Annotated in this window: 26 protein-coding genes and 1 pseudogene; 16 read left to right on the top strand and 11 right to left on the bottom strand. The window is 69.5% G+C overall.

Features of this window, described 5'->3' with window-relative positions; genetic code table 11:
* Window positions 1-4: 4 nt before the first annotated feature.
* The 3 genes from AC4IJH_RS30905 to AC4IJH_RS30895 all read right to left on the bottom strand — a co-directional run bounded on the left by AC4IJH_RS30905 (window position 5) and on the right by AC4IJH_RS30895 (window position 2,331).
* Window positions 5-1,312, bottom strand: a complete 1,308-nt coding sequence (locus AC4IJH_RS30905) for an erythromycin esterase family protein (protein WP_490855222.1) — start codon at window positions 1,310-1,312, stop codon at window positions 5-7.
* A gap of 338 nt (window positions 1,313-1,650) precedes the next feature.
* The gene (locus AC4IJH_RS30900) at window positions 1,651-2,019 is read right to left on the bottom strand and encodes a VOC family protein (protein WP_490855221.1); all 369 of its coding nucleotides are present in this window, start codon (window positions 2,017-2,019) and stop codon (window positions 1,651-1,653) included.
* A 123-nt stretch (window positions 2,020-2,142) separates the two neighbouring features.
* On the bottom strand, window positions 2,143-2,331 hold the full coding sequence (locus tag AC4IJH_RS30895; RefSeq protein ID WP_490855220.1) for a hypothetical protein: 189 nt from the start codon (window positions 2,329-2,331) through the stop codon (window positions 2,143-2,145).
* Between the two features lie 278 nt (window positions 2,332-2,609).
* Here AC4IJH_RS30895 and AC4IJH_RS30890 point away from each other — a divergent pair, with 278 nt between their 5' ends.
* Together AC4IJH_RS30890 and AC4IJH_RS30885 are read left to right on the top strand one after the other, a co-directional pair.
* A complete protein-coding gene (locus AC4IJH_RS30890) occupies window positions 2,610-3,158 on the top strand; it encodes a hypothetical protein (protein WP_490855219.1) in 549 nt (182 codons plus the stop codon).
* A gap of 92 nt (window positions 3,159-3,250) precedes the next feature.
* Window positions 3,251-3,712, top strand: coding sequence for a DUF6196 family protein (locus tag AC4IJH_RS30885; protein WP_490855218.1), 462 nt, complete (start codon window positions 3,251-3,253; stop codon window positions 3,710-3,712).
* A gap of 102 nt (window positions 3,713-3,814) precedes the next feature.
* Here the strand turns inward: AC4IJH_RS30885 and AC4IJH_RS30880 are convergent, their stop codons facing one another.
* The gene (locus tag AC4IJH_RS30880; RefSeq protein WP_490855254.1) at window positions 3,815-4,303 is read right to left on the bottom strand and encodes a MarR family winged helix-turn-helix transcriptional regulator; all 489 of its coding nucleotides are present in this window, start codon (window positions 4,301-4,303) and stop codon (window positions 3,815-3,817) included.
* Window positions 4,304-4,477: 174 nt separating this feature from the next.
* Between AC4IJH_RS30880 and AC4IJH_RS30875 the strand changes: the two genes are divergently transcribed.
* Entirely contained in the window at window positions 4,478-5,644 is a 1,167-nt protein-coding gene (locus AC4IJH_RS30875; protein ID WP_490855217.1) for a cytochrome P450 family protein, read from the top strand.
* A gap of 39 nt (window positions 5,645-5,683) precedes the next feature.
* On the opposite strand, the gene AC4IJH_RS30870 is transcribed toward AC4IJH_RS30875, so the two are convergent.
* Entirely contained in the window at window positions 5,684-7,108 is a 1,425-nt protein-coding gene (locus AC4IJH_RS30870) for an MFS transporter (protein WP_490855216.1), read from the bottom strand.
* A gap of 142 nt (window positions 7,109-7,250) precedes the next feature.
* On the opposite strand from AC4IJH_RS30870, the gene AC4IJH_RS30865 reads away from it, so the two are divergent.
* Window positions 7,251-7,832, top strand: coding sequence for a hypothetical protein (locus AC4IJH_RS30865; protein WP_490855215.1), 582 nt, complete (start codon window positions 7,251-7,253; stop codon window positions 7,830-7,832).
* A 97-nt stretch (window positions 7,833-7,929) separates the two neighbouring features.
* Here AC4IJH_RS30865 and AC4IJH_RS30860 read toward each other — a convergent pair whose 3' ends face one another.
* Both AC4IJH_RS30860 and AC4IJH_RS30855 read right to left on the bottom strand, forming a co-directional pair.
* Entirely contained in the window at window positions 7,930-8,397 is a 468-nt protein-coding gene (locus tag AC4IJH_RS30860; RefSeq protein ID WP_490855214.1) for a Pycsar system effector family protein, read from the bottom strand.
* Between the two features lie 127 nt (window positions 8,398-8,524).
* Window positions 8,525-8,641 (bottom strand): annotated as a pseudogene (locus AC4IJH_RS30855) (TetR/AcrR family transcriptional regulator); the annotation flags it as partial.
* 184 nt (window positions 8,642-8,825) lie between these two features.
* Between AC4IJH_RS30855 and AC4IJH_RS30850 the strand changes: the two are divergent.
* The 4 genes from AC4IJH_RS30850 to AC4IJH_RS30835 all read left to right on the top strand — a co-directional run bounded on the left by AC4IJH_RS30850 (window position 8,826) and on the right by AC4IJH_RS30835 (window position 11,241).
* On the top strand, window positions 8,826-9,233 hold the full coding sequence (locus AC4IJH_RS30850; RefSeq protein WP_490855213.1) for an STAS domain-containing protein: 408 nt from the start codon (window positions 8,826-8,828) through the stop codon (window positions 9,231-9,233).
* 36 nt (window positions 9,234-9,269) lie between these two features.
* Complete coding sequence (locus tag AC4IJH_RS30845) at window positions 9,270-9,689, top strand: hypothetical protein (protein WP_490855212.1); 420 nt, start codon at window positions 9,270-9,272, stop codon at window positions 9,687-9,689.
* A 220-nt stretch (window positions 9,690-9,909) separates the two neighbouring features.
* A complete protein-coding gene (locus AC4IJH_RS30840) occupies window positions 9,910-10,812 on the top strand; it encodes an AraC family transcriptional regulator (protein WP_490855211.1) in 903 nt (300 codons plus the stop codon).
* Between the two features lie 198 nt (window positions 10,813-11,010).
* Window positions 11,011-11,241 (top strand): hypothetical protein, encoded by a 231-nt coding sequence (locus AC4IJH_RS30835; RefSeq protein WP_490855210.1) that lies wholly within the window; start codon window positions 11,011-11,013, stop codon window positions 11,239-11,241.
* A gap of 89 nt (window positions 11,242-11,330) precedes the next feature.
* Here the strand turns inward: AC4IJH_RS30835 and AC4IJH_RS30830 are convergent, their stop codons facing one another.
* The 3 genes from AC4IJH_RS30830 to AC4IJH_RS30820 form a co-directional block, all read right to left on the bottom strand.
* The gene (locus tag AC4IJH_RS30830) at window positions 11,331-12,302 is read right to left on the bottom strand and encodes an anti-sigma factor RsbA family regulatory protein (protein WP_490855209.1); all 972 of its coding nucleotides are present in this window, start codon (window positions 12,300-12,302) and stop codon (window positions 11,331-11,333) included.
* Window positions 12,295-12,642 carry an STAS domain-containing protein gene (locus AC4IJH_RS30825; RefSeq protein ID WP_490855208.1) on the bottom strand — a complete coding sequence of 116 codons (348 nt, stop codon included), beginning with the start codon at window positions 12,640-12,642 and terminating at the stop codon, window positions 12,295-12,297. Before AC4IJH_RS30825 ends, AC4IJH_RS30830 begins: the two co-directional genes overlap by 8 nt.
* Before the next feature lie 400 nt (window positions 12,643-13,042).
* Window positions 13,043-13,684 carry a TetR/AcrR family transcriptional regulator gene (locus AC4IJH_RS30820; protein ID WP_490855207.1) on the bottom strand — a complete coding sequence of 214 codons (642 nt, stop codon included), beginning with the start codon at window positions 13,682-13,684 and terminating at the stop codon, window positions 13,043-13,045.
* A gap of 144 nt (window positions 13,685-13,828) precedes the next feature.
* Here AC4IJH_RS30820 and AC4IJH_RS30815 point away from each other — a divergent pair, with 144 nt between their 5' ends.
* Both AC4IJH_RS30815 and AC4IJH_RS30810 read left to right on the top strand, forming a co-directional pair.
* Window positions 13,829-14,398: a dihydrofolate reductase family protein gene (locus AC4IJH_RS30815; protein WP_490855206.1), complete on the top strand. Its 570-nt coding sequence runs from the start codon at window positions 13,829-13,831 to the stop codon at window positions 14,396-14,398.
* Between the two features lie 68 nt (window positions 14,399-14,466).
* A complete protein-coding gene (locus tag AC4IJH_RS30810) occupies window positions 14,467-14,679 on the top strand; it encodes a DUF4287 domain-containing protein (RefSeq protein ID WP_490855205.1) in 213 nt (70 codons plus the stop codon).
* Window positions 14,680-14,787: 108 nt separating this feature from the next.
* On the opposite strand, the gene AC4IJH_RS30805 is transcribed toward AC4IJH_RS30810, so the two are convergent.
* Window positions 14,788-15,243, bottom strand: coding sequence for a DUF5994 family protein (locus tag AC4IJH_RS30805; RefSeq protein ID WP_490855204.1), 456 nt, complete (start codon window positions 15,241-15,243; stop codon window positions 14,788-14,790).
* 289 nt (window positions 15,244-15,532) lie between these two features.
* Here AC4IJH_RS30805 and AC4IJH_RS30800 point away from each other — a divergent pair, with 289 nt between their 5' ends.
* The 6 genes from AC4IJH_RS30800 to AC4IJH_RS30775 all read left to right on the top strand — a co-directional run bounded on the left by AC4IJH_RS30800 (window position 15,533) and on the right by AC4IJH_RS30775 (window position 19,778).
* Window positions 15,533-16,135 (top strand): DUF5994 family protein, encoded by a 603-nt coding sequence (locus tag AC4IJH_RS30800; protein WP_490855203.1) that lies wholly within the window; start codon window positions 15,533-15,535, stop codon window positions 16,133-16,135.
* 1 nt (window position 16,136) lies between these two features.
* Entirely contained in the window at window positions 16,137-16,430 is a 294-nt protein-coding gene (locus AC4IJH_RS30795; RefSeq protein WP_490855202.1) for a hypothetical protein, read from the top strand.
* A 344-nt stretch (window positions 16,431-16,774) separates the two neighbouring features.
* Window positions 16,775-17,161: an STAS domain-containing protein gene (locus AC4IJH_RS30790; RefSeq protein WP_490855201.1), complete on the top strand. Its 387-nt coding sequence runs from the start codon at window positions 16,775-16,777 to the stop codon at window positions 17,159-17,161.
* Between the two features lie 127 nt (window positions 17,162-17,288).
* The gene (locus AC4IJH_RS30785) at window positions 17,289-18,710 is read left to right on the top strand and encodes a PP2C family protein-serine/threonine phosphatase (RefSeq protein WP_490855200.1); all 1,422 of its coding nucleotides are present in this window, start codon (window positions 17,289-17,291) and stop codon (window positions 18,708-18,710) included.
* 77 nt (window positions 18,711-18,787) lie between these two features.
* Entirely contained in the window at window positions 18,788-18,973 is a 186-nt protein-coding gene (locus AC4IJH_RS30780; RefSeq protein ID WP_490855199.1) for a CsbD family protein, read from the top strand.
* A gap of 289 nt (window positions 18,974-19,262) precedes the next feature.
* Window positions 19,263-19,778, top strand: coding sequence for a GNAT family N-acetyltransferase (locus tag AC4IJH_RS30775; protein ID WP_490855198.1), 516 nt, complete (start codon window positions 19,263-19,265; stop codon window positions 19,776-19,778).
* Window positions 19,779-19,847: the final 69 nt, after the last annotated feature.

Genomic DNA, 19,847 nt, shown 5'->3' with positions numbered 1-19,847 from the left:
CAGGTCAGCGCAGGTGTGCTGCCGAGACCCGGTTGAAGTGGATGAGGATGTCGTACGAGGCGCCGAGCCGGTTCGGGGCCTCGGAGTTGGGCCAGGGGTAGGCCGTACCTATGGACCTGGTCGGGCGGGCCTTGTCCAGCCACTGCCGCGCGGGCCCGGTCGCGGTGCGCAGATCGATGTAGTAGTCGCGCTGCGCGACACGGTTCAGGGTGTGCTCGTTGCTGCTCGCGGGCAGCGGTCCGAGCGTGAACTTCCGCATCGGCTCGCCGGGTTGCTCGGTGTCGTTGGCGTTGAACGAGCCCTGCCCGAAGGTGGTGCCGATGTTGATGTACGCCTTGCCCAGCAGGTCCCGCATGAAGGCGCCCTGCAGCTTCGGGTAATGCGCCGGGTCGGTCGTCTCGTAGCCGATGTGGCCGTTGTGCGCCGACAGGACCACCCGGTCCCCGGTCTGCCGCTGCCACCACACCGTGTTCTCGGCCATGGTCCGGTCGCGGTAGCGCATGGCCCCGGCGACATCGCCCTCGAGGTCGTACGCGTACAACGTCCCCACCTGGGCGATGGCCCGCGCGTTCTGAACCATCCAGGTGTGCTCCGTACGGTCCTTTCCTGGCTTCTGCCGTTCCAGCAGCGCGAGGGCCCGGTTCACGTCGTCCGCCATCCGCTGCCTCTCCGCGCGCGGCTTGGCCAGGTACGCCTTCATCCAGGCGTCGGTGCCGGTGGTCGGCCTGGACGACCGGTACAGCTCCTCGAAGCGCGGGAGCAGCCGCGGGTACCGCTCCGCCACGTATCCGGTGACCTTGTCGAAGAGCTCGGGCCCCGCGAAGCCCATGTCATTGCCCATGAAGTGCACCTGGTGGCCGGGGTGGCGGACGTTGTGCTGCCGCATCCACCGGATGAGGTCCAGATACTCCTCGTTGTTCCAGAACGGGGTGTCCACCGCGTCCCGCAGGACCTTCGCCGGATCCCCCTTGCCGGTCCGTACGTACGCGTCGATCAGCTGCCCGCCACCCCAACTGGTCTCCAGGGAGAAGGTGGTGAACCCCTTCTTCTCGACGAGGTGCTCGAAGATCCGGTGCTTGGTCTGGAAGAACTCAGCGGAACTGTGGGTCGCCTCGCCGATCCCCACCACCTTCGCGTCGCCGACCATCCGCTCCAGTGATCGCAGATCATCCAACGGCTTCGCGGTACGGGCGAGTTCACTGGCCGGGTCAGCCGTACGGGGGCCGGCCCGCGCCACCGGGGCCACCGTGCCCAGACAGAGGGCGGCGAGCAGGCCGAGCAACGGCAGACGATGTCGTGTACGCAGGTTCATGGATCAAGCGTGCCGTCCGGCCCTGCACGACGACCATGGAGCCAGCCCCCGTTTCCACACGGAGGAAACCCCACCCTCAGTGCTGAGGAAAACACCCATGCGCGGCCGCGCCGGCCCACGCGCAGGAGCCGGTCGCTTCCATCAGTGCCACGGTCAGTGAAAGATGAAGACGATCCCGCAAGAGAGGCGGCCCACCAGGGCTGCCGCGAAGGTGCGGAGTGCGTGGGGTGCGCGGACAACCGCGGCATACGAAGGTTTCGGGGAATGGGTAACCACAGGGCTGAGCCACGGATTGGTGCCGCGAAGCCCCGGAGTCGCCTCCATGGCTGGGACAGCCGTCAGCCGCGACTGGTGTCGATGACGCAGAAGCGGTTTCCGTCCGGGTCCGCGAGGACGATGAAATCGGCGTCCTGCGGATACCGGTCCCAGTCGACGTGCCGGGCTCCGAGGGATACCAGCCTCTCCACCTCGGCGGCCTGGTCGGCCGCGTCACCGGCGTACAGGTCCAGGTGAATCCGCGGGTGCTCCTGTACCGGAGTCTCGCTGAGGCCGAGCGAGAGCTGTGTTCCGGTTCCTCCCGCCGGAATCAGCACCGCCCAGTCGGCCTCCGGCTCCTCTCTTGGGACGTATCCCAGCGCCTTGGTCCAGAACTCCACCGCACGCGGCACATCCGAAACTCCCAGCACAACAGATCCAATTTTCAGCATGTGCCGATTCAAGCAGCGAAAGCGGCTGGGGGGGGCATTGCTGCGCTTACGCGCACGGGCGATCTGCGCTCAGGGACGGTTGGCTGTGCAGCTCAAGACTCATGGTCCATGGCTCGTAGATGGTCAACGACCAGGCGGTGACGCCCCGTTGAGGGCCGTGCGCAGGGCGAAGAGGTCGTGGAGGTCGGCGTGCCGGGCGAAGGCTCCGACCAGTGTGTTGACGGCGGCGTCGTCCCCCTGGCGTACGCAGGCGACGATGCGGGCGATCAAGATGCGGGTGACGTCTGCAGAAACGGTGCGGCTCAAAGGCACGCGCCGAACGTAGCCGGGATCCGTAGGTCATGGCCGGAGTTGCCGGGGGTCTTCACGCTTTGTCCGTAACTCTGCTGTAAGAACGTTTCCCCTGGCCGGAGCCGGTCCGAGTGTCAACAGAGGCCTGGAGTGGGCGACTTGGCGCCCTTGTCGGTCGGTGTGAGCTACCGAAGCGGTCAGTTCCGTTCCGATACGTACAGTCGCCGATGGCGTCGTACGTGGCTGATAGGTGTAGGCGGGCTGTTGTACCTGGGGAGCAGAAGGAGAGGGGGCGCGGGGTGCCGACCACCGGGTGGCTCCGGCTCACCGGCGCCGACACCCTGACGCGCATCCTCGGGCTGGCCTGCGCCTCGCTGTACGCCACCTGGGCCGCGCACTGGCAGGCCCGGCACGATGAGCAGCTGGGCGAGGACGTCGCCCGCGCCCTGATCGGCGTACCGAAGACCTCGCCCCGCAGGGGCATTGAGCAGGCCGTTGAGTTGCCGTTCATCGCCGCGGGGCATGCTGGCTCTGCCGTCGTCGCGGTGATCCGAGGCCGACGAAGCGGTCGAGAACAACTGCGGCCGGACAGGAAAGCAGCGGGGCGTTCTCCCGCTGGCCGGGAGAACTCAACCCTGAGATGGGAACCTGAAATGACCACAGTTCACGAGCCGCTCCGCGTTTCACCCATGGCCCTGCCCCGCCAGCTGCCTGCCGGCAGCCCCCGGTCGTTACCGGTGCTGGATGCGGTGGTCGAGGCGCTACGGGCCTCGGGTGAGGACGTACACGTGGTGTACGCCGCGAGCGGGGACGTATTCAAGGTCGTGCCGCGACAAGCGGCTGCCTGACCGCGCAGCGCATCCCCGGGCCCGTGCGCTCGGCCAAGTGCCTGCTGGAAATCCGGAGGCGGTCGATGTTCGAGTGGATCTAGAGTGCGCTCATGGTGGATGTGAGCCGGGAGACCCCGGAGCAGACCGAGGAGCGCCTACGGCGTGTGCTGGCGAAGGCCCAGATGGTGGTGCACGAGGGTGTGTGGCACTTCCGGGAAACGCCGCTGTCCGCTCCCCCGCCACTGACCGCTGACACGTTGGCGGTGGTACGCGACACCGAATCCTGGAGCGCGCTCGTCCCCGTCATCGAAGCGACAGAAGAGACTTCAGACGAAGAGACCCGAGATATCGAGTGCTTCGGTCTCTTCTCTTTCCACTTTCCCGACGGAGCGGACAACAGCGGTTTCGTGGGCTGGCTGGCCACCCACCTCAAGCGCTCGCTGGGCACCGGTGTGTTCGTGGTCTGCGGCAGCAATCGCAGCCGTGGGGGGATCTACGACTACTGGGGCTGTCCGTACGATCTGCTGTCCGATGCCGTCGCCGCCGTCGGCGACCTGCGCTCGACGACGTGATCGCGTACATCTGCCCCCTACGCCGCTCTCTTCACTGCCTCCTTTGTTGCCCCCGCCGCGGCGCCCGCACCACGGCGACGTGCCACAACGGTCTGCGGCCCGCTATCCGCCCTCGCCCGGTGCTGAGGGCTGGGCATCCATAGCGGAGCGCAGTTGAGCCAGGACGGTCTCGAACTGCTGGAGCAGTTCGGGCGGGTACTGGGACAGTACGGCGTCCTGGCGTTCGTTGACGGAGCCGAAGAACTCCTCGGCGAGCTGCTTGACCTGCGGGGCGCTGTGCAGCGTGACGATCCGCCGGTCCGTGTGCTCGCGGGTGCGGGTGACGTACCCGGCCTCTTCCAGGCGGTTCAGCAGGGCCGTCATGGCTCCCGAGGACAGCTGGATGCGCCTGCTGAGCAGGGCCGGGGACAGCGGAGTGCCCCGCTCTTCCGCGGAGGCGATTTCCAGCAGGGCGAAAGCGTCGGTGGAGTGCACTCCGATCCGGGCGGCGAAGCGACGGCCCAGTTCGGTGAAGGTCGCGCCGTACGCCCTGAGCCCCTCCGCCAGCCGCTCGCGCTGCGCTGCTACGACGCCGGGCGCCGCCTCTTCCACTGCCACTGAGCCCTCCAACTTCCGCCGCCCTGCCGATGGTTCACGTCGGCAGGGCGCGTTGACGCGCTGCCGTCGGCCAGCTTACCTTCCCCATGAAATCACTTCATCATGAAGTTTCTTTGTGGTGAAGGTGTGCTGGATCACCGCTCCTCCCTCCCATCTCCTGGAGTCCCGATGCGCCACGCCCCCTACCTCGACGGCATCGACCCGTTCGCGGCGACCGTCCGCAGCTTCGCTGAGCCCGATCCCATGCGCGCGGTCCTGCGTAGCGCCGGACCCATCGTCCAGGTGGACGCCCCGGCCGACGGGCGGGCCTGGATCGTGACCGACGATGCCCTGGCGCGCGCGGTGCTCACCGATCCCCGGATCGCCAAGGACCCCGCGTACGCGCCTCCCGGCTGGGACCGGCTCACCGCCGGCCTAGAGCAGACCGCCGCCGAGCAGCCCTCCCTCACCACCCTCGACGGCCCCGAACACGCCGACCTGCGGCGCGCCCACGCCCCGCTCCTCAACGCCGCACGCATCCGCGAGCAGTCCGGCCGGGTCCAAGCCATCGCCCGCAAGCTGCTCACCGACCTGGCCGCCGAGCGGACAGCGGTCGACCTGATGGACGGCTTCACCACGCGCTTTCCGCTCACCGTGCTGCTCGACCTGCTCGGAATACCGCTCAACCACGTCGACGAGGCCGCCGACGCCTGCAGGCAGATGTCCAGCGACGAGCCCGGCGCGCAGGGCAGGGCGATCGGCGCGCTCGCCCAGCTCGCCTCCGCAGGGCTGGACGAAGGCTGCAAAGGACTCGCCGCGGAACTACGGGACCGGGTCCCAGCCCACACCACTCGCGGCCAACTCCAGTACCACCTCTTCGGATTGATATTCGCCGGACAGCTCACCACCGACGCCGCCCTCGGCTCCCTGATCGCGTACGTCCTCGCGGACCGCCCTTGTCAGACCCCGTTGGACGAAGAGCAGGCCGATGCACTCGTACGCGAGACGCTGAGGCAGCACCCGCCGGCTCCCTTCACCCTCTGGCGCTTCACCACCGCAGAGCTCGAACTCGCCGGAACGAAACTGCCCGCCCGGGCACCGATACTCATCGACATCCAGGGAATCAACACCGACCCCGCCCGCACCCCCGGACCGGACCTCGCCTTCGGCGCCGGTCCGCACTTCTGCATCGGCGCGCAACTCGCGCAACTCGAACTCCGGGCGGTGGCAAGGGTATTGCGCACCGACTTTCCCGGGGCCCGCCTCACCGTCCCCTTCCGCGAACTCCGGCTGGCCGGCATGGGCGGTATACAGGGGAGCCGGCTGGTCACGCTTCCCGTATCACTGCACGGCTGAGAGCGACCTCAGCGCTGATTGACCCTCACATGTCTACGGCTACGCGCTGCGCGCGCGGGTGGCGAGCAGGGCGGCCAGGATGCAGGGCGCGAGAAGCAGCGCGAAAGCAGCGCCGTAGCCGACGGCGTCGGTCGCGCCGAGGCCCAGGCAGGCGTTGAACAAGGCGGAGGAGATCCCCAACACCGCTGTCTGGCCAAGGTTTTGGGTGGTCTGCATCGCGCTGCTGGCGTAGCCCTGTCGGCCGGGCGGGCTGTGGGTGAGCGACAGCGCGGTGAGGGAAGGGGCGTACATACCCATGCCGACCGCGGCGACGACCGTGGCCGACGCGGCGGTGTACGAGGGCACCGTGGGGAACGTACCGACGATCGCGAGCGCGACCGCTGCCGCCTGTACCAGTGCTCCGGCCACGACCAGGCGGTGGCGGGGGCGGCCTTCCAGCAGACGGCCCTGCACCCAGGAGGAGCCGGCCCAGGCCACAGCAGTGCCCGTGAAGGCCAGGCCGATCACCCAAGGGGGCGCGCCGCGTTCGGTGACCAGCAGCAGGGGCACATAGGCCTCCAGGGTGAAGAACACCCCTGAGCCCAGGCCGCACAGCAACACTGTGGCCGACAGGCCTCGCGCGGCGCGCCAGGTGCCCGACGGCAACAGCCGTGCCGCGAACGCGGCCAGCAGGGCGAACCCACCCGCCGCGAACAGCAGATGGCGCACATCCCAGCCCGAGACGCCGTACTGCCCCAACGCCGCGCCGAGGCTTACCGCTGACGCCGCCATCAGCGCGGGACGCGGCAGCTTGCCTGTCGACGGCGCGGGGGCGGCAGCCCATGAAGGGCCGCGCAGTACGGCCACCACCACGAGCGCGGGCAGCACCGTGAGTGCGGCCAGCCCGAAGAACACCGCGCGCCAGGACCACCACTCGGCCACGAGCCCCGCCAGTGGAGGGCCGATGAGCGACGGGATGATCCAGCACGTGCTCATCAACGCCAGTACGCGCGGCCGCAGACGGTCGGGGTAGGCCCGGCCGATGGCGGCGTTGATGGACACCGCGACCATTCCGCCCGCCAGCCCGTCCAGAAAGCGCCCGGCCGCCAGTTGCCAGATCGAGGTGCTGGCGCCGGAGACCAGCAGGGTGGCCACGGCGAGCGCCATACCCGCCGCCAGCGGACGCTGTGCCCCGGAGCGGTCCGCCCACTGTCCGCCCAGTACCCCGCCGAGCAGGCTCGCGGCCACGAAGCATCCGGCGACCAGAGGGTAGAGCGACAGCCCGTCCAGGTCCCGTGCGGCCGTCGGCAGTGTGGGGACCACGGCCAGTGCGGCGAGCCCGGTCAGGAACATCACCGCGGCAAAACAGGCGGTGGCGGCAGCGTGCGGTCCGGAGAACAATGCCTCGGAGATTTCGGACTGCTCCGGCGGGCGCGGCGGGCGACCCGCCGGAGCCGTCCGCTCGCTGTCCCGGGAGACCGCCATGGCTGGTTCCGCAGGTACAACGACACCTCACCCAGGGAGCCAAACACCCACAACACCCCATCGAGGACAGTCTGTTGAAGTGTTCGGCGCTTCCTTGCCGATCGGGAAACGCGGAGGCCGCCCGTATGGCAAGATCCTCACCATGTCGAACGTTTCATCGATTACGTACACGCGGATAGGCGCGACCCTTCACGAGCTCGGCATGGTGTCCGAGGAGAAGATGCGCAGCGTCCTCGAAGACGCCGCCGACTATGCGAACAGCCCGGTGGGCCACCACTACGAGGCGGCCTGCGCCCTTGAGGAGTTCGGCGTGGCGGTCTCGGTCCACGCGGACGACATCGACTCCATCTACTACGACTACGCGAGCCTGCTGGAATTGGCGGTCGAGGTCGCCGGGGGCAAAGTCTCCATCACCGACGTCCGGATCGTCGAGGGAGAGGGCGAATTGGAGGGCGGTCGATTCGACCGCCTGGAGTTCAAGCGGAACGGTAAGCCCGTATCCCTCCACGCCGAGCATTTCGCGGACGACTACTACGACCACGAGGCGGCCTGCGAAGCCATCAGCGTGACCGCCGATGAGGCCGACCCCCGCTCCTGGCTCCTGCTCGACTTCGAACGCGAGCAGTACGCCGGGTACGACAGCATCATGGTTCTCGCCACGCCCGAGCAGGCGCATGCACTCCATGAACGTCTGGGCTTCACCTTCCCTTCGATGAGTTCGTGACCTGTATGCGCACGCGGGTCTGCCTTCAGCTCACCGTGCGATGCTCGAACTCGACCTGATAGAGAGTGAGTTCGCCCCCCTCAGCGGACGGGTTCGCTCAAGCCGTCGCGAGGAGAACGGCCGCGACGGCCAGCAGTCCGAGCCCGACGAGTATGCAGTCGACTGCTGCCCGGATGAGCCGAAATTTCCGGGTGGCGAGTTCGGCCATGAATCTCACGTGCTCCACCTGGTAGCCGGATGACAGGTGTTCGCGCAGTTCCTCGGTGCTCAAGCGGGTCCAGCTCGTCCAGCCTGCGCCGCCGAGGTCCGGACGTACCGCGAGCAGCAGAACCACCGTCGCGGCCAGCAGCGCAGCGGCACCGAGGGCCCCGGACACCGCAGCGGAAGGGGTCGGGTGCAGACCTGCGGCTATCGAGACCAGCGCCACCAGTGCGGCCCCGGTCAGAGCCAACAGCAAACTCGCCTTGCCTTCGGAACGGGCCAAGTCGCTCTGCAGCGAAACGACCGTCGCGGCGATACGCGCTTGCGACTCGTCCTGCCGAGGCTCAGGTGTAGTGGTTGCCATCGATGTGCCCTCTTCCGCTCCGCCGATCGAATTCACGGCGCTCGGGGCCGACTCAACAGCCCCGAAACGCCGGCCGCAACCGGTTCAGTGGATGTCCGGCAGGAGGCCGCGCGGCATGCCGTAGTCAGTACTCCCGCCAGGCGTTCGCGAAGGCGACCAGCGCGTCCTTGCCCGCCAGGCGGTCAGCCTCCGCGATACGGATGGTCTTCTCGTCCGCCTTCAGCAGCGCGGTCCTTCCACGCAGGTACCGCCGTCAGGTACCGCTGCGCTGTCACGGACGGCTCATCGCGCGGTTCCGGAAGCGAGGGAGCGTTCATGCCGCCGCGTCAAGTACCTGCTGAACTCGGGGCGGGTCAGGGGCATACTGCTGCCGTGCCTTGAAGAGGCCTCATCTGAAGTCGCGTTGGCCGTACAGGGAGGCGGTCCGGATGATGCTACTTCACACATCCGTCAGGCAGGGCTGTCTCATCGTAGAGATGCCCCCAGAAGTGGATATGAGCAATGCTGAACCACTGCGGCGAGAGTTGCGTGAGTTGTGCCGCACCCGGCTCGGCCCTGCTTCCCGTGGCAGGACACCCGCAGTGATCGTGGACTGGGCAGCCGCGCGGTTTCTGACCATGGCCGGGGTCGCGGTGCTGGATGACTTCCGGAGGATGGCAGACGAGCTCGGCGTTCCGGTGCGGCTGGTGGCCTGCGGCAGGTTGCCCCGCGCAGTCCTGCGCATCGTGGGCCTCAACGTCGCGATGCCGATTCATGACACCGTGGACCAGGCCCTGGCCGGGGGCGAAGCGCGGGGCGAGGGCCGGGGTCGTCCCGAGATCGGCAGAACACCCTGAAGACGAGGATCGAAGGGACTTGAGGGAGGGGCGGACATGGCCAACGGTGAGCAGCGGCCGAGCCACGGAACCCCGTCGGGCCATCTGGACGAACACCTGGGGCTGATTGCCCAGTTCACCGAGCAGGCCCAGGCCGGCCTGGTGAGGGGGTCCGACTCGGCGCGCGTCTTCTTGGCCGTCTACTCCGGCTTCCTGGTGGAGGCCGGGGCCGGCATCCGCTGGTTGCTGGAACCGTCCCTGATCGAGCGAGCCACGGTCTTCGTCCGGCGCCAGGCCCCCGCGGCCACGCGCCTGCAGCGCGACCTCGCCGCCCGCCTGCTGGCGACCCTGTGGACAGCGGGCGTGGTGACGGGCATCGACACCGAGGACTGGATCCGCAACGCCCCGGAACTTCCCACCATCTGTCTGCGCATGGCCACCTGGATCACGGACGAGGCAGACAGCGGGCCTTCGTAGTAAGGAATCAGAGCCAGCGACGTGCCGGGCACGGTCCCGTCACGATGGCCGGGATCCTGCTCCGCGGGCGGGCGCGCGCCCCGACAATCCGGGAGGAGGAAGAGCACACGGGCGCGCACCGGGGGGTGTCATGCACGGGGATGCGAGAGCACGAGGTCGGGACGGCACACCGCGGGGGCTGCTCTTCCGGGGCAGTGATGTCGAGGAACTGCACGATCTGGTGAGCCGGCGCTTCGCGCCGCACCGGATGTCGGTGCGCGGCGGGCATCCCATGGACGGGCGGTTCCGGTGCCTGCACGCGGCAGAGCTGGGGCTGTACGAACTGGGCTACGGCGCAGAGGTGGACGTCGTCCCCGGCGAGCTGCCCGACTTCTACAACATCCACATCCCGCTGTCCGGTGACGGGGCCATCACCACGGACGGCGTGACGCAGCCGTCCGCGCTGTGCCTGGTCGGCCCCGGACAGCGGGTGGCCATGCGGTGGAACGGGCAGTGCCTGAACCACGTCCTGAACATCCCGAGGGCGAGCGTCGACCAGGCGCTGGCGGCACGGCTCGGGGACGCCCCTTCGGCACCGCTGTCGTTCACCTCGGTCCTCGACCCGCGCGCCGGGCCGGTCGCGATCTGGCTGCGGCTGGAGCGGGAGTTCGCGTCGTTCGCGTCCTCGGAGCTGGCGGCCCGCAGCCCGCTGGGAACGGCGCACTGGGAGCAGGTACTGGTGCACGGGCTGCTGGACGCCCAGCCGCACCGGCTGAGCGAGGCGGTGACCGGCCGCGGCCCCGCGGTCCTTCCCAGCGCCGTGCGGCGGGCGACGGAGTTCTGCGCCGAGCACGCCCACAGGCCGATCACCGTCGCCGACATGGCACGGGCGGCGCGGGTGAGCATCCGCAGCCTGCGAGCCGGGTTCCGTACGCATCTGGAGACGACCCCGCTCGCGTACCTGCGCCGGGTCCGGCTCGACCTGGTCCACCGCGAGCTGCTGGCGATCGCCGACGGCCGCGGCACGGGGACGGTCACGGACGTGGCCCTGCGGTGGAGCTTCACCCACCTCGGCCGCTTCGCCCGCATCTACCGCCAGGAGTACGGCGAGAAGCCGTCCGAGACGCTGCGCTCCAGGGGATAGCGGCTCCCGGACTGTCCAGAAAAGGCAGCGAGCCGGAGCGTGAGCGGATAGTCGCGCCGGGCGGGCCGCGAGACGCTTAAAGCGCGCCGGCCGTATGGCAATTCGGAGTGGAATACCGGATCCGCTGTGTTTCACCGCGACAGACGTCGGCAGCTTCCCTCTTCTCCGATCCACGCGTGTTCGCACCAAGGAGCGCACATGAGTGATTCAGCGAGTTCACACGTCGTCAAAACCGCCGGTGCCGGCGCCGGAGCGGTAGCCGGTATGGCAGTGACTCAGGCCATTACCGCGCATCAGGCCGCCGCTCACGGAGCGGCGGTAGGCACCACAGTCGCGGGCCCTCTCGGCACCTTCGCCGGTGGCATTGCGGGATACATCATCGGAACCATCCTGGCCGGGAAAGTAGCCGAGGCCATCGAGGAGTGGTGACGACAGCGCACCTGCGGGGGCTCCAGGATGTCCTGGCGCCCCCGCACCGCGTCAGCACCCGAAAGGCGGGCGGCCTCCTGCCCGCCCGGCTACGAGGGCGTTGCCGAGCGGCGGCGGCTCATGCGGATGCGGATGGTCGTGCCGTGGTGGGTGCTGCGTATGTCGGCGGCGTCGCTGAGGCGGCGGATGATCCACAGTCCGCGGCCGTCGAGGTGCGAGGTGCTGGGCGGCAGGTAGCCGGCCAGTGCGGCGTCCAGGGTGCCCTTCGGGTCGATGATCTCGCAGAACACTTCGCTGGCCGTGGTCCAGATCCGGCAGCGGCCGCTTCCCCCGCCGTGCCGTACGGCGTTGGCAGCGGCCTCGTCCACGCAGACCAGCAGGCTGTCGACCCGGTCGGGAGGCAGCTGTGCGCGGCGGGCGAGGCGGGCGGTGAACTCGCGGAGTTCGACGATCTGCCGGGAGCTTTCGAAGCGGAACTCCTCGCACTTCTCGGATGGTTCGGGCAGCGGTGCGGTGTCGCAGGCCGCACTGAACTCCGCCGGGTCTACGTGGGCGGGGTTGGACCGGTGGGTCGCGCCGGTGGTCAGTGCCGGGTGGGTGAGCTGGGCGGTGCGCAAGACGCCGGCGGGCAGGATGCGGGTGTCGTACGGACACAGGTGCCAGGCGCCGGTCGAGGCCAGAGCGAGGGTGAGCAGGGACTCGTACCGGGTCCACTCGCGGGCCTGGTCGGGGGTGAGCCCCGCCCAGGGAGCCTCACCCAGGACCCGGGAGGGGCCCGCGGTGGTGTGGGCCTTGTCGTGGTAGGCCAGCAGAACCTGGGCAGGGGTGCGGTACCAGTGCGCGGGGGCGAAGACGATCTCGTCGGCCCGTGCTCCCAGATGGCGTCGCAGCAAGGCGGTGTTGTGGCGGCTGGTGGCGATGAAGACCGGCTCCCCGGCCGCCAGCCCATCGCGGGCGAAAGGCAGGGCGGCAGCCAGGAACTGCTCGTCACCGCCGTACAGCAGCAGATGGTGCGCGTGGGGTGTCGCCCCCGGCCGGGACGACACGCGCGGGTCACTCATCGGGGATCTCCTCCACGAGGGTCAGCGGCAGCTCGGGCCGGTCCCAGCCGCAGGCCAGCAGCATGGCGGCGATCACCGGCGTCCGGGTGTGCAGGATCAGGTGCCGTCCGGGCTCCAGCAGTTGGGCGAAGGAGACCAGCGCGTGCAGGGAGGGGAAGTTCAGGAACGTCACCTCGCGAAGATCCACGGTGATGTCGGCCGGCGCTCCGTCCACGGACAGGAGGTGGCACATCAGCGCGGTCTGGTTGGTCAGGTCGACCTGACCGGCAAGCCGCAGGCCCGGCGGGTCGGCGGTATGCCAGACCCGTAACAGGGCGTCGGCGTAGACAGGGGGACGCACGCTGGACCTCTTCCCTGCGCACACCACGTCGAGCTCCGGGACGCGCCGCAGCGGGCATCGGCCGCCCGTGACCCTCCGGCGTCCAAGGCCGGTGCGGGGTGTGGCTCTTGACCGACCGCTCGGGATCGGGAGAGTGTCCGCTGGCGGCATGGCGCCTCCCCTCGACGGAGCCGCCGAATACCCGCATCAGAACAGCGTTCGCACCGGTGGAGGCATCCACGGATTCCCTTTGAGCCTACGCCGGTGTGTCGGCACATAGCGGACTCGGGCCGTACGGATCTCTCCTCGTCAAGCATCCGCGAACACCACGGCGCTCAGGACGCACAGCCGAGCCCCGCCACCGCACGGCCTGGCCGGCGGATCGAGGGTGCCGCCGGGCCTCGCCGGAAGTGATTCACAGTCAGATGCCGCGCTCGATCATGTCGATGAGGTGCCGGCCCGCCTCGTGGGCCTGGGTGGGGTGCAGGCCGCGCAGCGGGCCGTCGATGAGGAGGACGGCAAGGCCGTGGACGGCCGACCAGGCGAGGAACTCGGCGCCGGGGCGCCGGTCTTCGGGCAGGATGCCGGTCTCCACGAGGTCGTCGAGGGCGGCTCCGAGGATTTCGAAGGGGGTCTTGCCACCGGCTCCCGCAGCGTCGTCGGCGGCGGCGTGCGTCATGTCGCCGGGGACGTGGAAGGCGATACGGAACAGGCCGGGCTCCTTCTCGGCGAAGCGGAGGTAGCCGGTGCCGACCGCGCGGAAACGGGCGCGGGCCGCGGCCTGTTCGTCCGTGGCCGGCGGCAGCGCCGCCAGTTCGGCTTCCATGGTGCGGGCGACCTGGGCCATGGCGGCCTGGGAGACGGCGTGCAGGAGGGCGCCGCGGTCGGCGAAGTGGCGGTAGGCGGCGTTGGGTACGACGCCCGCGTGGCGGGTGGCGGCCCGCAGTACCACGGCCTCCGGGCCGCCCTCGCGGGCCAGTTCGACTCCGGCCTTGATCAGCGCATTGCGGAGGTCGCCGTGGCGGTAGGTGCTCCGCTTCGGCTTGCCGGCGTCCGGTGTCATCACCCGCTCCAATGTGGACAGCATCCACTTAGCCCGTCTAGGCTTCCGCACGATCGGTCGGGGGGCATGGATCGCCGCACCCCTCGAATGTGGACATCGTACACAAGGGCATTTCCGTGCCCGCCGTCAAGGGGGAGCCATCTCATGGGGAAGATCACCCACTGTGTGCACCAGTCGCTGGACGGCTTCATCGAGGGCCCGAACGGCGAATTCGACTGGCCCGTCATGGACAGCGAACTCTCCGCCTACTCCCAGGCCCTCACCGACAGCGCCGACACCTTCCTCTACGGGCGCGCGGTGTGGGACATGATGTCCGGCTACTGGCCGCGCGCCGAGGAACACTCCACCCACGAACACGACCTCGCCTTCGCCCCCGTATGGCGCAGGACGCCCAAGGTCGTCGTCTCCTCGACGCTGGACAAGGCCGACTGGAACACCCGCGTCATCAAGACCGATGTCGTCCAAGAGCTCACCGCTCTGAAGGAGAGCGGCACCCATCTGCTCCTGTTCGGCGGCTCCACGCTCGCCGCCTTCCTCACCGAGCACCACCTCATCGACGAGTACCAGATCTTCGTCCACCCCGTCGTGCTCGGCGGAGGCAAGCCCGTCTTCCGCTCTCCCCGGCAACAGCTCAACCTCACCCTCACCGAATCCCGCACCTTCGACTCCCGGGTCGTCCTGCTCCGCCACCAACTGCCCGACCGGACCTTTTGAATCCACCGGTCCGTACACCAACCGCAGCCTCTCCCCCGAAAACCCGCACCAGAATGGAGCTCTTCGACATGACCGCCCCGGTGAAAGGCCCCGCCAGCTACTTCCCCTCCATCGAGAAGAAGTACGGCCGCCCGACAGCGGAATGGAAGGACCTCATCCGCTCCTCTCCCCTGACCAAGCACATGGAACTCGTCGCCTGGCTCAAGACCGAGCACGGCCTGGGCCACGGCCACGCCAACGCGCTCGTCGCCCACACCCTTGCCGAGGACTCGGGGCAGTGAATTGCCGCGCCCGTCACTGAAGTTGCAGTGGCGGGCGTGAAGGGTAGTGAAACCCCAGCTCCCGCACGGGGCCGTTTACAGAGGCTCCGGGCCCCTCCCGAACGTCCCTCAAGCGGAAGTGATTCCGGTGGCAGCGAGAATCTCCGCGGCCGATGCGCTATTGCCGTCCTGTACGGCCATGGCCATGGCGGCACGCGCGGCGGATGCGTCGGTCTGCGGCGGGAGCATCAGGAAGGAGAAGATGTCCTGCCGTCCACGGGTGATGAGCATCGTGCTGTCGTCGACGGCGGACCAGTCGATGCGGATCATGTGGCCGTCGACGACCATGTGGTGCGTGTGCACGTCCCAGGCGCTCGCGTCGAGGCCGACCCGCGCGAGAGGCCCCAGCCGCGCGGTCAGCGCGCGTACCAAGCCGGGCAACTGGGTTTCGAGGTCCCGGGACCGCGGCCACCACGCGCCGTCGAAGGTCCCGTCACGGCGGGGCGTCGTCTCCATCCGCAGTACGGCCGCGCCGGGGACCACCTGTTGAGTACGGGTGTCCGCCAGCAGCATTATCGTGCTCATGATCTGACCTCGCCCCGGGCAGGCCCGGTGTGGTGACTCGCCGAGAACGACACGGGCATCGGGGCCGGCGTACGAAGAGCTCTCGGTGATCCCAGCCTACGCCCGGCCGCTGCCCTTCCGATCAGGAACGGCCTGCCCGTCAGGACTTGCTCAGGCAGTCGTGGTCGGAGCTTCCGCAGGAGTACGCTGGAAGTACCGAGAGCATTTCTTGACCGGCTTCCATGTCGGTATCTCTCTCGGGCAGATAGCACCGGGCCGGGCACACCAGGTCCGGGGACAGGTCGACACCATGACGGTGATCACCGAACGAGCCCCGCCAACCACACTCACCACCAAGCCCTCCGGCGACCCGCCGGTCCGACTCTCCCTCAAGCCCCCGGGCCCGCAGTCCGGGCTGCTCGACGGCGCCTGGTGGCCGCGTTCCCGGGACCTCACGCAGGAACTGCCCGCACTGACCGCCCTGTTGGACCCGCTGTGGGGTCGCATCACGCGCATCACGGTGAACCCGACGTACTGGCCGGTCGTGCCACGAAAGATCGCCGTCGACGGCCATGTGGTCAAGGTGGGCTGGTTCAAAGAAGAGCAGGATCCGCACCAACTCCTGCTGCTGTCCTACCGCGTAGGACGCTGGGACCTGCTGATCGTCCCTCCGGAGACCGATGAGGCCGCCGCCGGACGGCTCATGGCCGCTGCCTGCGACCCGCAGACCGTCCGTACGAGCAGCGCGCTCATGGCGGCCGAGGCGGGACGCCACCTCTCCGCCCCGGCAGAGGCGGAACGCCACCTCTCCGCCCCGGCAGAAGCAGACCCGCCGGGCCGTACACAGGCAGAAGCATGGGAGGCAGAGGGCGGCGCCATGACCGCATCGGCTCCCACAGCCGGCAGGAAGTGACATGGCCATGGATACCGGCATCACCCTCGCCGTCATACTCGCGATGATCGCCCTGGGAGCCTTCGTGATCCATCTCCTCAACGGCCAGCACGCCGACCGGATCGCGTTGCGTCACTACAGCCGCCGCGTTCCCGGCAGCCGCGGCGCTCACAGCCCGGGCAGCCCCGCACGGCCGCATCCGGTCACCGCCGCTCCGTCCGCGGTCCGCGACCGTCGCGACCACAGGGACGGAGGTCGCGGACGGCTCCGCCCGCGGCGCAGGACCACCGGAGCCGCGAAGAGCCGAAGGGTGTGACGCGGCGGCGGGCCCGACCGGGCCCGCCGTCCCCTCCTCACAGGAGCGGCGATGAGCCCTGCACGATCGGCATCGGTCACCGAGCCGGGTGATGGCGCTCGCCCGCGAGCCGACGGCCACGCCGAGGCCCTCACCCGAGCTCGGCACACCTGAACTCCTGTCGCGGGTACGGGCTTTGAGGTCTCCCCCGTCTCCCGGCCCGCCGAATCCAGGACTACCCTCACATCAGGACGTCGACGTTCCAGACCCCGACGGCGCGTTGCTGCTGAGCACACTTTTCTGCCGGGACCTCAGCCTGCACCGCCGGCTCCCGCCCCGGCCGGCCGCCCGGAACCGGAGGCGCCATGTCCCTGCTCCGTCTGAACGTCTACCGGCACGACGAGCGAAGCCAGGCACTGATCACCCTGGCCGGTGAGATCGACCTGCCGACGGTGCCGTTGGCCAGCGCGTCCCTGCCGGAGTGCCTGTACGGCGGTGTGCGCACGATCGATGCCGGCCCGGCCGCCGTCACCTCCTGCGGCACGAGCGGGCTCAACTCCTTCCTGCGCTCTTCCGAGCAGGCCGCGAAGACCGGTAGAGCCCTGCGACCGCACCACCCACACCCACCGCCCGCGCCACGGCGCATGCTCTCCCTCACCGACTGCGACCTCCTGCCGAGCGGCCTCCCTACGGGCCCCACCGTGGGCGCGCCGGCCCCACGGCCGACGCCTCTGCAGGCGGGCGCACGATGACGGCCGCCGCCCCCGCACCGCGCGACGGGACCTGGCGGCCCGGCCTCGCGCACAACCCCCGTACACAGCGGCCCGAGTAGCCACGACCAGACGGGGAGCATGTCGGACGACGAGCAGGACGGGAAGCATGGAGTCGCCCCCCGAACGGAATCAGGTACGCGAAGCGCGGCGCATCGAGGCGGTACGCCGCTACGACATCCTCGGCATGCCGCCGGACGGGGCGTTCGACCGGATCGCCGCGCTGGCCGCGCGCCTTTTCGGCGCCCCGATGGCGACGGTGACGATCGTCGACACCGACCGGGTCTGGTTCAAGGCCGCGTACGGGCTGGAAGGGGTCACCCAGACCGGCCGGGACGCGTGTCTGAGCACCTCGGTGATTCTCTCCGACGCCCCGGTGGTCATCCCTGACACGCTCCACGACCCCCTCGCCCGCACGCATCCGATGGTGGCCGGTCCGACCGGCGTCCGTTTCTACGCCGCCGCCCCGATCACCACCCCCGACGGCCACCGGCTCGGCGCCGTCGACGTCCTGGACACCCGGCCGCGACGGATCACGCCCGAGCGGACCGCCGCGCTGACCGACCTGGCCGCTCTGGTCATGGACCAACTGGAGCTACGGCTGTCCGCGCTGCGCATGCTGCGCAGGGAACGCGAACTGCTGGAGGCCGAGCACGCGGCGCGCGACCGGGCCGAGCAGGACCGGGCCCGGATCGCGGCGTTCGCCGCGGCCCTGCAGAGCACCCTGCTGCCGCCGGCTCTGCCACAGGTGCCGGGCCTGCAGGCGGCCTGCCACTACACCACCGCCTCCGTCCATGACGTCGGCGGCGACTTCTACGACGTCTTCCCCCTGGGCGGCGACCGGTGGGCGTTCTGCCTCGGGGATGTGAGCGGCAGAGGTACGGCGGCGGCCGCGCTCACCTCGCTGATCCGCCACACCCTGCGCTCCACGGCACCGCTGGAGCCCGACCCGCGCACCGTACTGGTGACGCTGAACACGGCCCTGCTGTCGGACCCGGCCGACGACGTCCGCCTGTGCACGCTGGTCTTCGGCACTTTGGATCCCGATCCCGCGGGCGGGTTCACCATCACCCTGACCGGGGGCGGCCACCCGCCCGCGTACCGCCTGCGCCCGGCCCGCCGCGGACGGCACCCGCGTGCTGAAGCGATGGAGCTGACCGGCGGCATGATCCTGGGCGCACTCGCCGAGGCGCCGTTCGTCTCCCGGACGCTGCGCCTCGCGCCCGGTGAGGCGCTCCTGCTCTACAGCGACGGCCTCATCGCCTCCCGTACGTCCCACGGCGCCCGGTTCGACGAGCAGAGCCTGGCCGCACACCTCACCCACCACGCGGCCACCAGCGCGGCGCCCGGTGCGGCCGCGATCATCGACGACCTCACCGTCCTGCTGGCCACCTTCCCTGACGGCCCGGCGGACGACGTGGCCCTCCTCGCCCTCAGCGCCACGCCCTTGAAACCCGACGGAACACCCACCGGCACATCAGGCACCACCCACACCAGCGTCCCCTTCCGCATCCGCGGCGGCGCGACCTGACCCCGACAGGGAGTGGAACACCGCCTTGCGGACACCCGCACACCCACGATCCCCGTGCAACAGCCCCACGACACGAGATGAGGACCGCGATGAACATGGCACAGTCCCTCAGGAACAAAGCACAGACAGCCAAGGGCAGGCTCAAGGAGACCGTCGGACGAGCCTCCCGCGACCGGCAGTTGGAACGCGAAGGCAGGACGGACCGCACACGGGGAAACCTGAAACAGGCCGCCTCCAAGGCCAGGAATGCCTTCAGGCGCTGACGGATACAGCACCGCCCCAGAAGGAGCCCGTGGCTCGGCCTGGGGCGGCTGTGTGTTCGAGGCATCGGGGCTGGTGTGGTACGTTTTTGGGGTTCGTTTTGGTTGGGATTGAGGATGAGAGGGAGGTGGGGTTGATGACCGCGCTCAAGGCCACTGCTGTGCGCAGCGCCCGGATCGCCCTCACGTCCCGGGCGACGGTCTGACTCAGTCGTCCCTGCCTCGCTGGGAGCGTGAGCTCGCGAGGTCTTCCCCGCACGAATCCCACCATGAAACGGAATTTCTTCCCGTCATGCGTACACACAGCAACTGGATCACGCGCGCCGAGACCGGCGCCGACATCCCCGCCATCCGTGAGATCACCCTGGCGGCCTTCGAGACGCCGCTGGAGGCCGATCTCGTCGACGCGCTGCGCGCCGACTCCTCCTGGATCGAGGGTCTGTCCATCGTCAGCACCGACGAGGGCGGTGAGGTCATCGGCCACGCGCTGCTGACCCGCTGCCACATCGGTGACACCCCGGCCCTGTGTCTGGCTCCCGTCGCCGTCCGGCCCGAGTTTCAGAAGACCGGCGCCGGTTCCGCCGCTATCCGCGCTGCCCTGGAGGCGGCCACGGACATGGGCGAGCGGTACGTCACCGTGCTCGGACACCCGGCGTACTACCCGCGGTTCGGCTTCACCCGTGCTTCCACGCACGGCATCGGCCTGACCTTCGACGTCCCGGACGAGGCCATGATGGCCATGGCCCTGGACGAGAACCACCCGCTGCCGAGCGGCACCGTTCGCTACGCGGCTCCTTTCGGGATCTAGGTGTAGCTCTCCAGATCTCACCGTCTGATCGGCTGTGGGGGGGGGGGGGGGGGGGGGGGGGGGGGGGGG

Source organism: Streptomyces sp. UF-297, from assembly GCF_058245575.1.
Note: the sequence above shows the minus strand (reverse complement) of the source record. Positions and strands in the feature narration are given on the sequence as shown.

Excerpts from the sequence above, each read along its gene's own strand:
- AC4IJH_RS30800 (WP_490855203.1), top strand. The coding sequence starts at position 15,533 with ATGACGGTGATCACCGAACGAGCCCCGCCAACCACACTCACCACCAAG.
- AC4IJH_RS30870 (WP_490855216.1), bottom strand. The coding sequence starts at position 7,108 with ATGGCGGTCTCCCGGGACAGCGAGCGGACGGCTCCGGCGGGTCGCCCG.
- AC4IJH_RS30885 (WP_490855218.1), top strand. The coding sequence starts at position 3,251 with ATGGTGGATGTGAGCCGGGAGACCCCGGAGCAGACCGAGGAGCGCCTA.
- AC4IJH_RS30850 (WP_490855213.1), top strand. The coding sequence starts at position 8,826 with ATGATGCTACTTCACACATCCGTCAGGCAGGGCTGTCTCATCGTAGAG.
- AC4IJH_RS30780 (WP_490855199.1), top strand. The coding sequence starts at position 18,788 with ATGAGGACCGCGATGAACATGGCACAGTCCCTCAGGAACAAAGCACAG.
- AC4IJH_RS30815 (WP_490855206.1), top strand. The coding sequence starts at position 13,829 with ATGGGGAAGATCACCCACTGTGTGCACCAGTCGCTGGACGGCTTCATC.
- AC4IJH_RS30860 (WP_490855214.1), bottom strand. The coding sequence starts at position 8,397 with ATGGCAACCACTACACCTGAGCCTCGGCAGGACGAGTCGCAAGCGCGT.
- AC4IJH_RS30905 (WP_490855222.1), bottom strand. The coding sequence starts at position 1,312 with ATGAACCTGCGTACACGACATCGTCTGCCGTTGCTCGGCCTGCTCGCC.
- AC4IJH_RS30810 (WP_490855205.1), top strand. The coding sequence starts at position 14,467 with ATGACCGCCCCGGTGAAAGGCCCCGCCAGCTACTTCCCCTCCATCGAG.
- AC4IJH_RS30805 (WP_490855204.1), bottom strand. The coding sequence starts at position 15,243 with ATGAGCACGATAATGCTGCTGGCGGACACCCGTACTCAACAGGTGGTC.
- AC4IJH_RS30775 (WP_490855198.1), top strand. The coding sequence starts at position 19,263 with ATGCGTACACACAGCAACTGGATCACGCGCGCCGAGACCGGCGCCGAC.
- AC4IJH_RS30835 (WP_490855210.1), top strand. The coding sequence starts at position 11,011 with ATGAGTGATTCAGCGAGTTCACACGTCGTCAAAACCGCCGGTGCCGGC.
- AC4IJH_RS30785 (WP_490855200.1), top strand. The coding sequence starts at position 17,289 with ATGGAGTCGCCCCCCGAACGGAATCAGGTACGCGAAGCGCGGCGCATC.
- AC4IJH_RS30875 (WP_490855217.1), top strand. The coding sequence starts at position 4,478 with ATGCGCCACGCCCCCTACCTCGACGGCATCGACCCGTTCGCGGCGACC.
- AC4IJH_RS30790 (WP_490855201.1), top strand. The coding sequence starts at position 16,775 with ATGTCCCTGCTCCGTCTGAACGTCTACCGGCACGACGAGCGAAGCCAG.
- AC4IJH_RS30830 (WP_490855209.1), bottom strand. The coding sequence starts at position 12,302 with ATGAGTGACCCGCGCGTGTCGTCCCGGCCGGGGGCGACACCCCACGCG.
- AC4IJH_RS30820 (WP_490855207.1), bottom strand. The coding sequence starts at position 13,684 with ATGACACCGGACGCCGGCAAGCCGAAGCGGAGCACCTACCGCCACGGC.
- AC4IJH_RS30865 (WP_490855215.1), top strand. The coding sequence starts at position 7,251 with ATGTCGAACGTTTCATCGATTACGTACACGCGGATAGGCGCGACCCTT.
- AC4IJH_RS30845 (WP_490855212.1), top strand. The coding sequence starts at position 9,270 with ATGGCCAACGGTGAGCAGCGGCCGAGCCACGGAACCCCGTCGGGCCAT.
- AC4IJH_RS30795 (WP_490855202.1), top strand. The coding sequence starts at position 16,137 with ATGGCCATGGATACCGGCATCACCCTCGCCGTCATACTCGCGATGATC.
- AC4IJH_RS30900 (WP_490855221.1), bottom strand. The coding sequence starts at position 2,019 with ATGCTGAAAATTGGATCTGTTGTGCTGGGAGTTTCGGATGTGCCGCGT.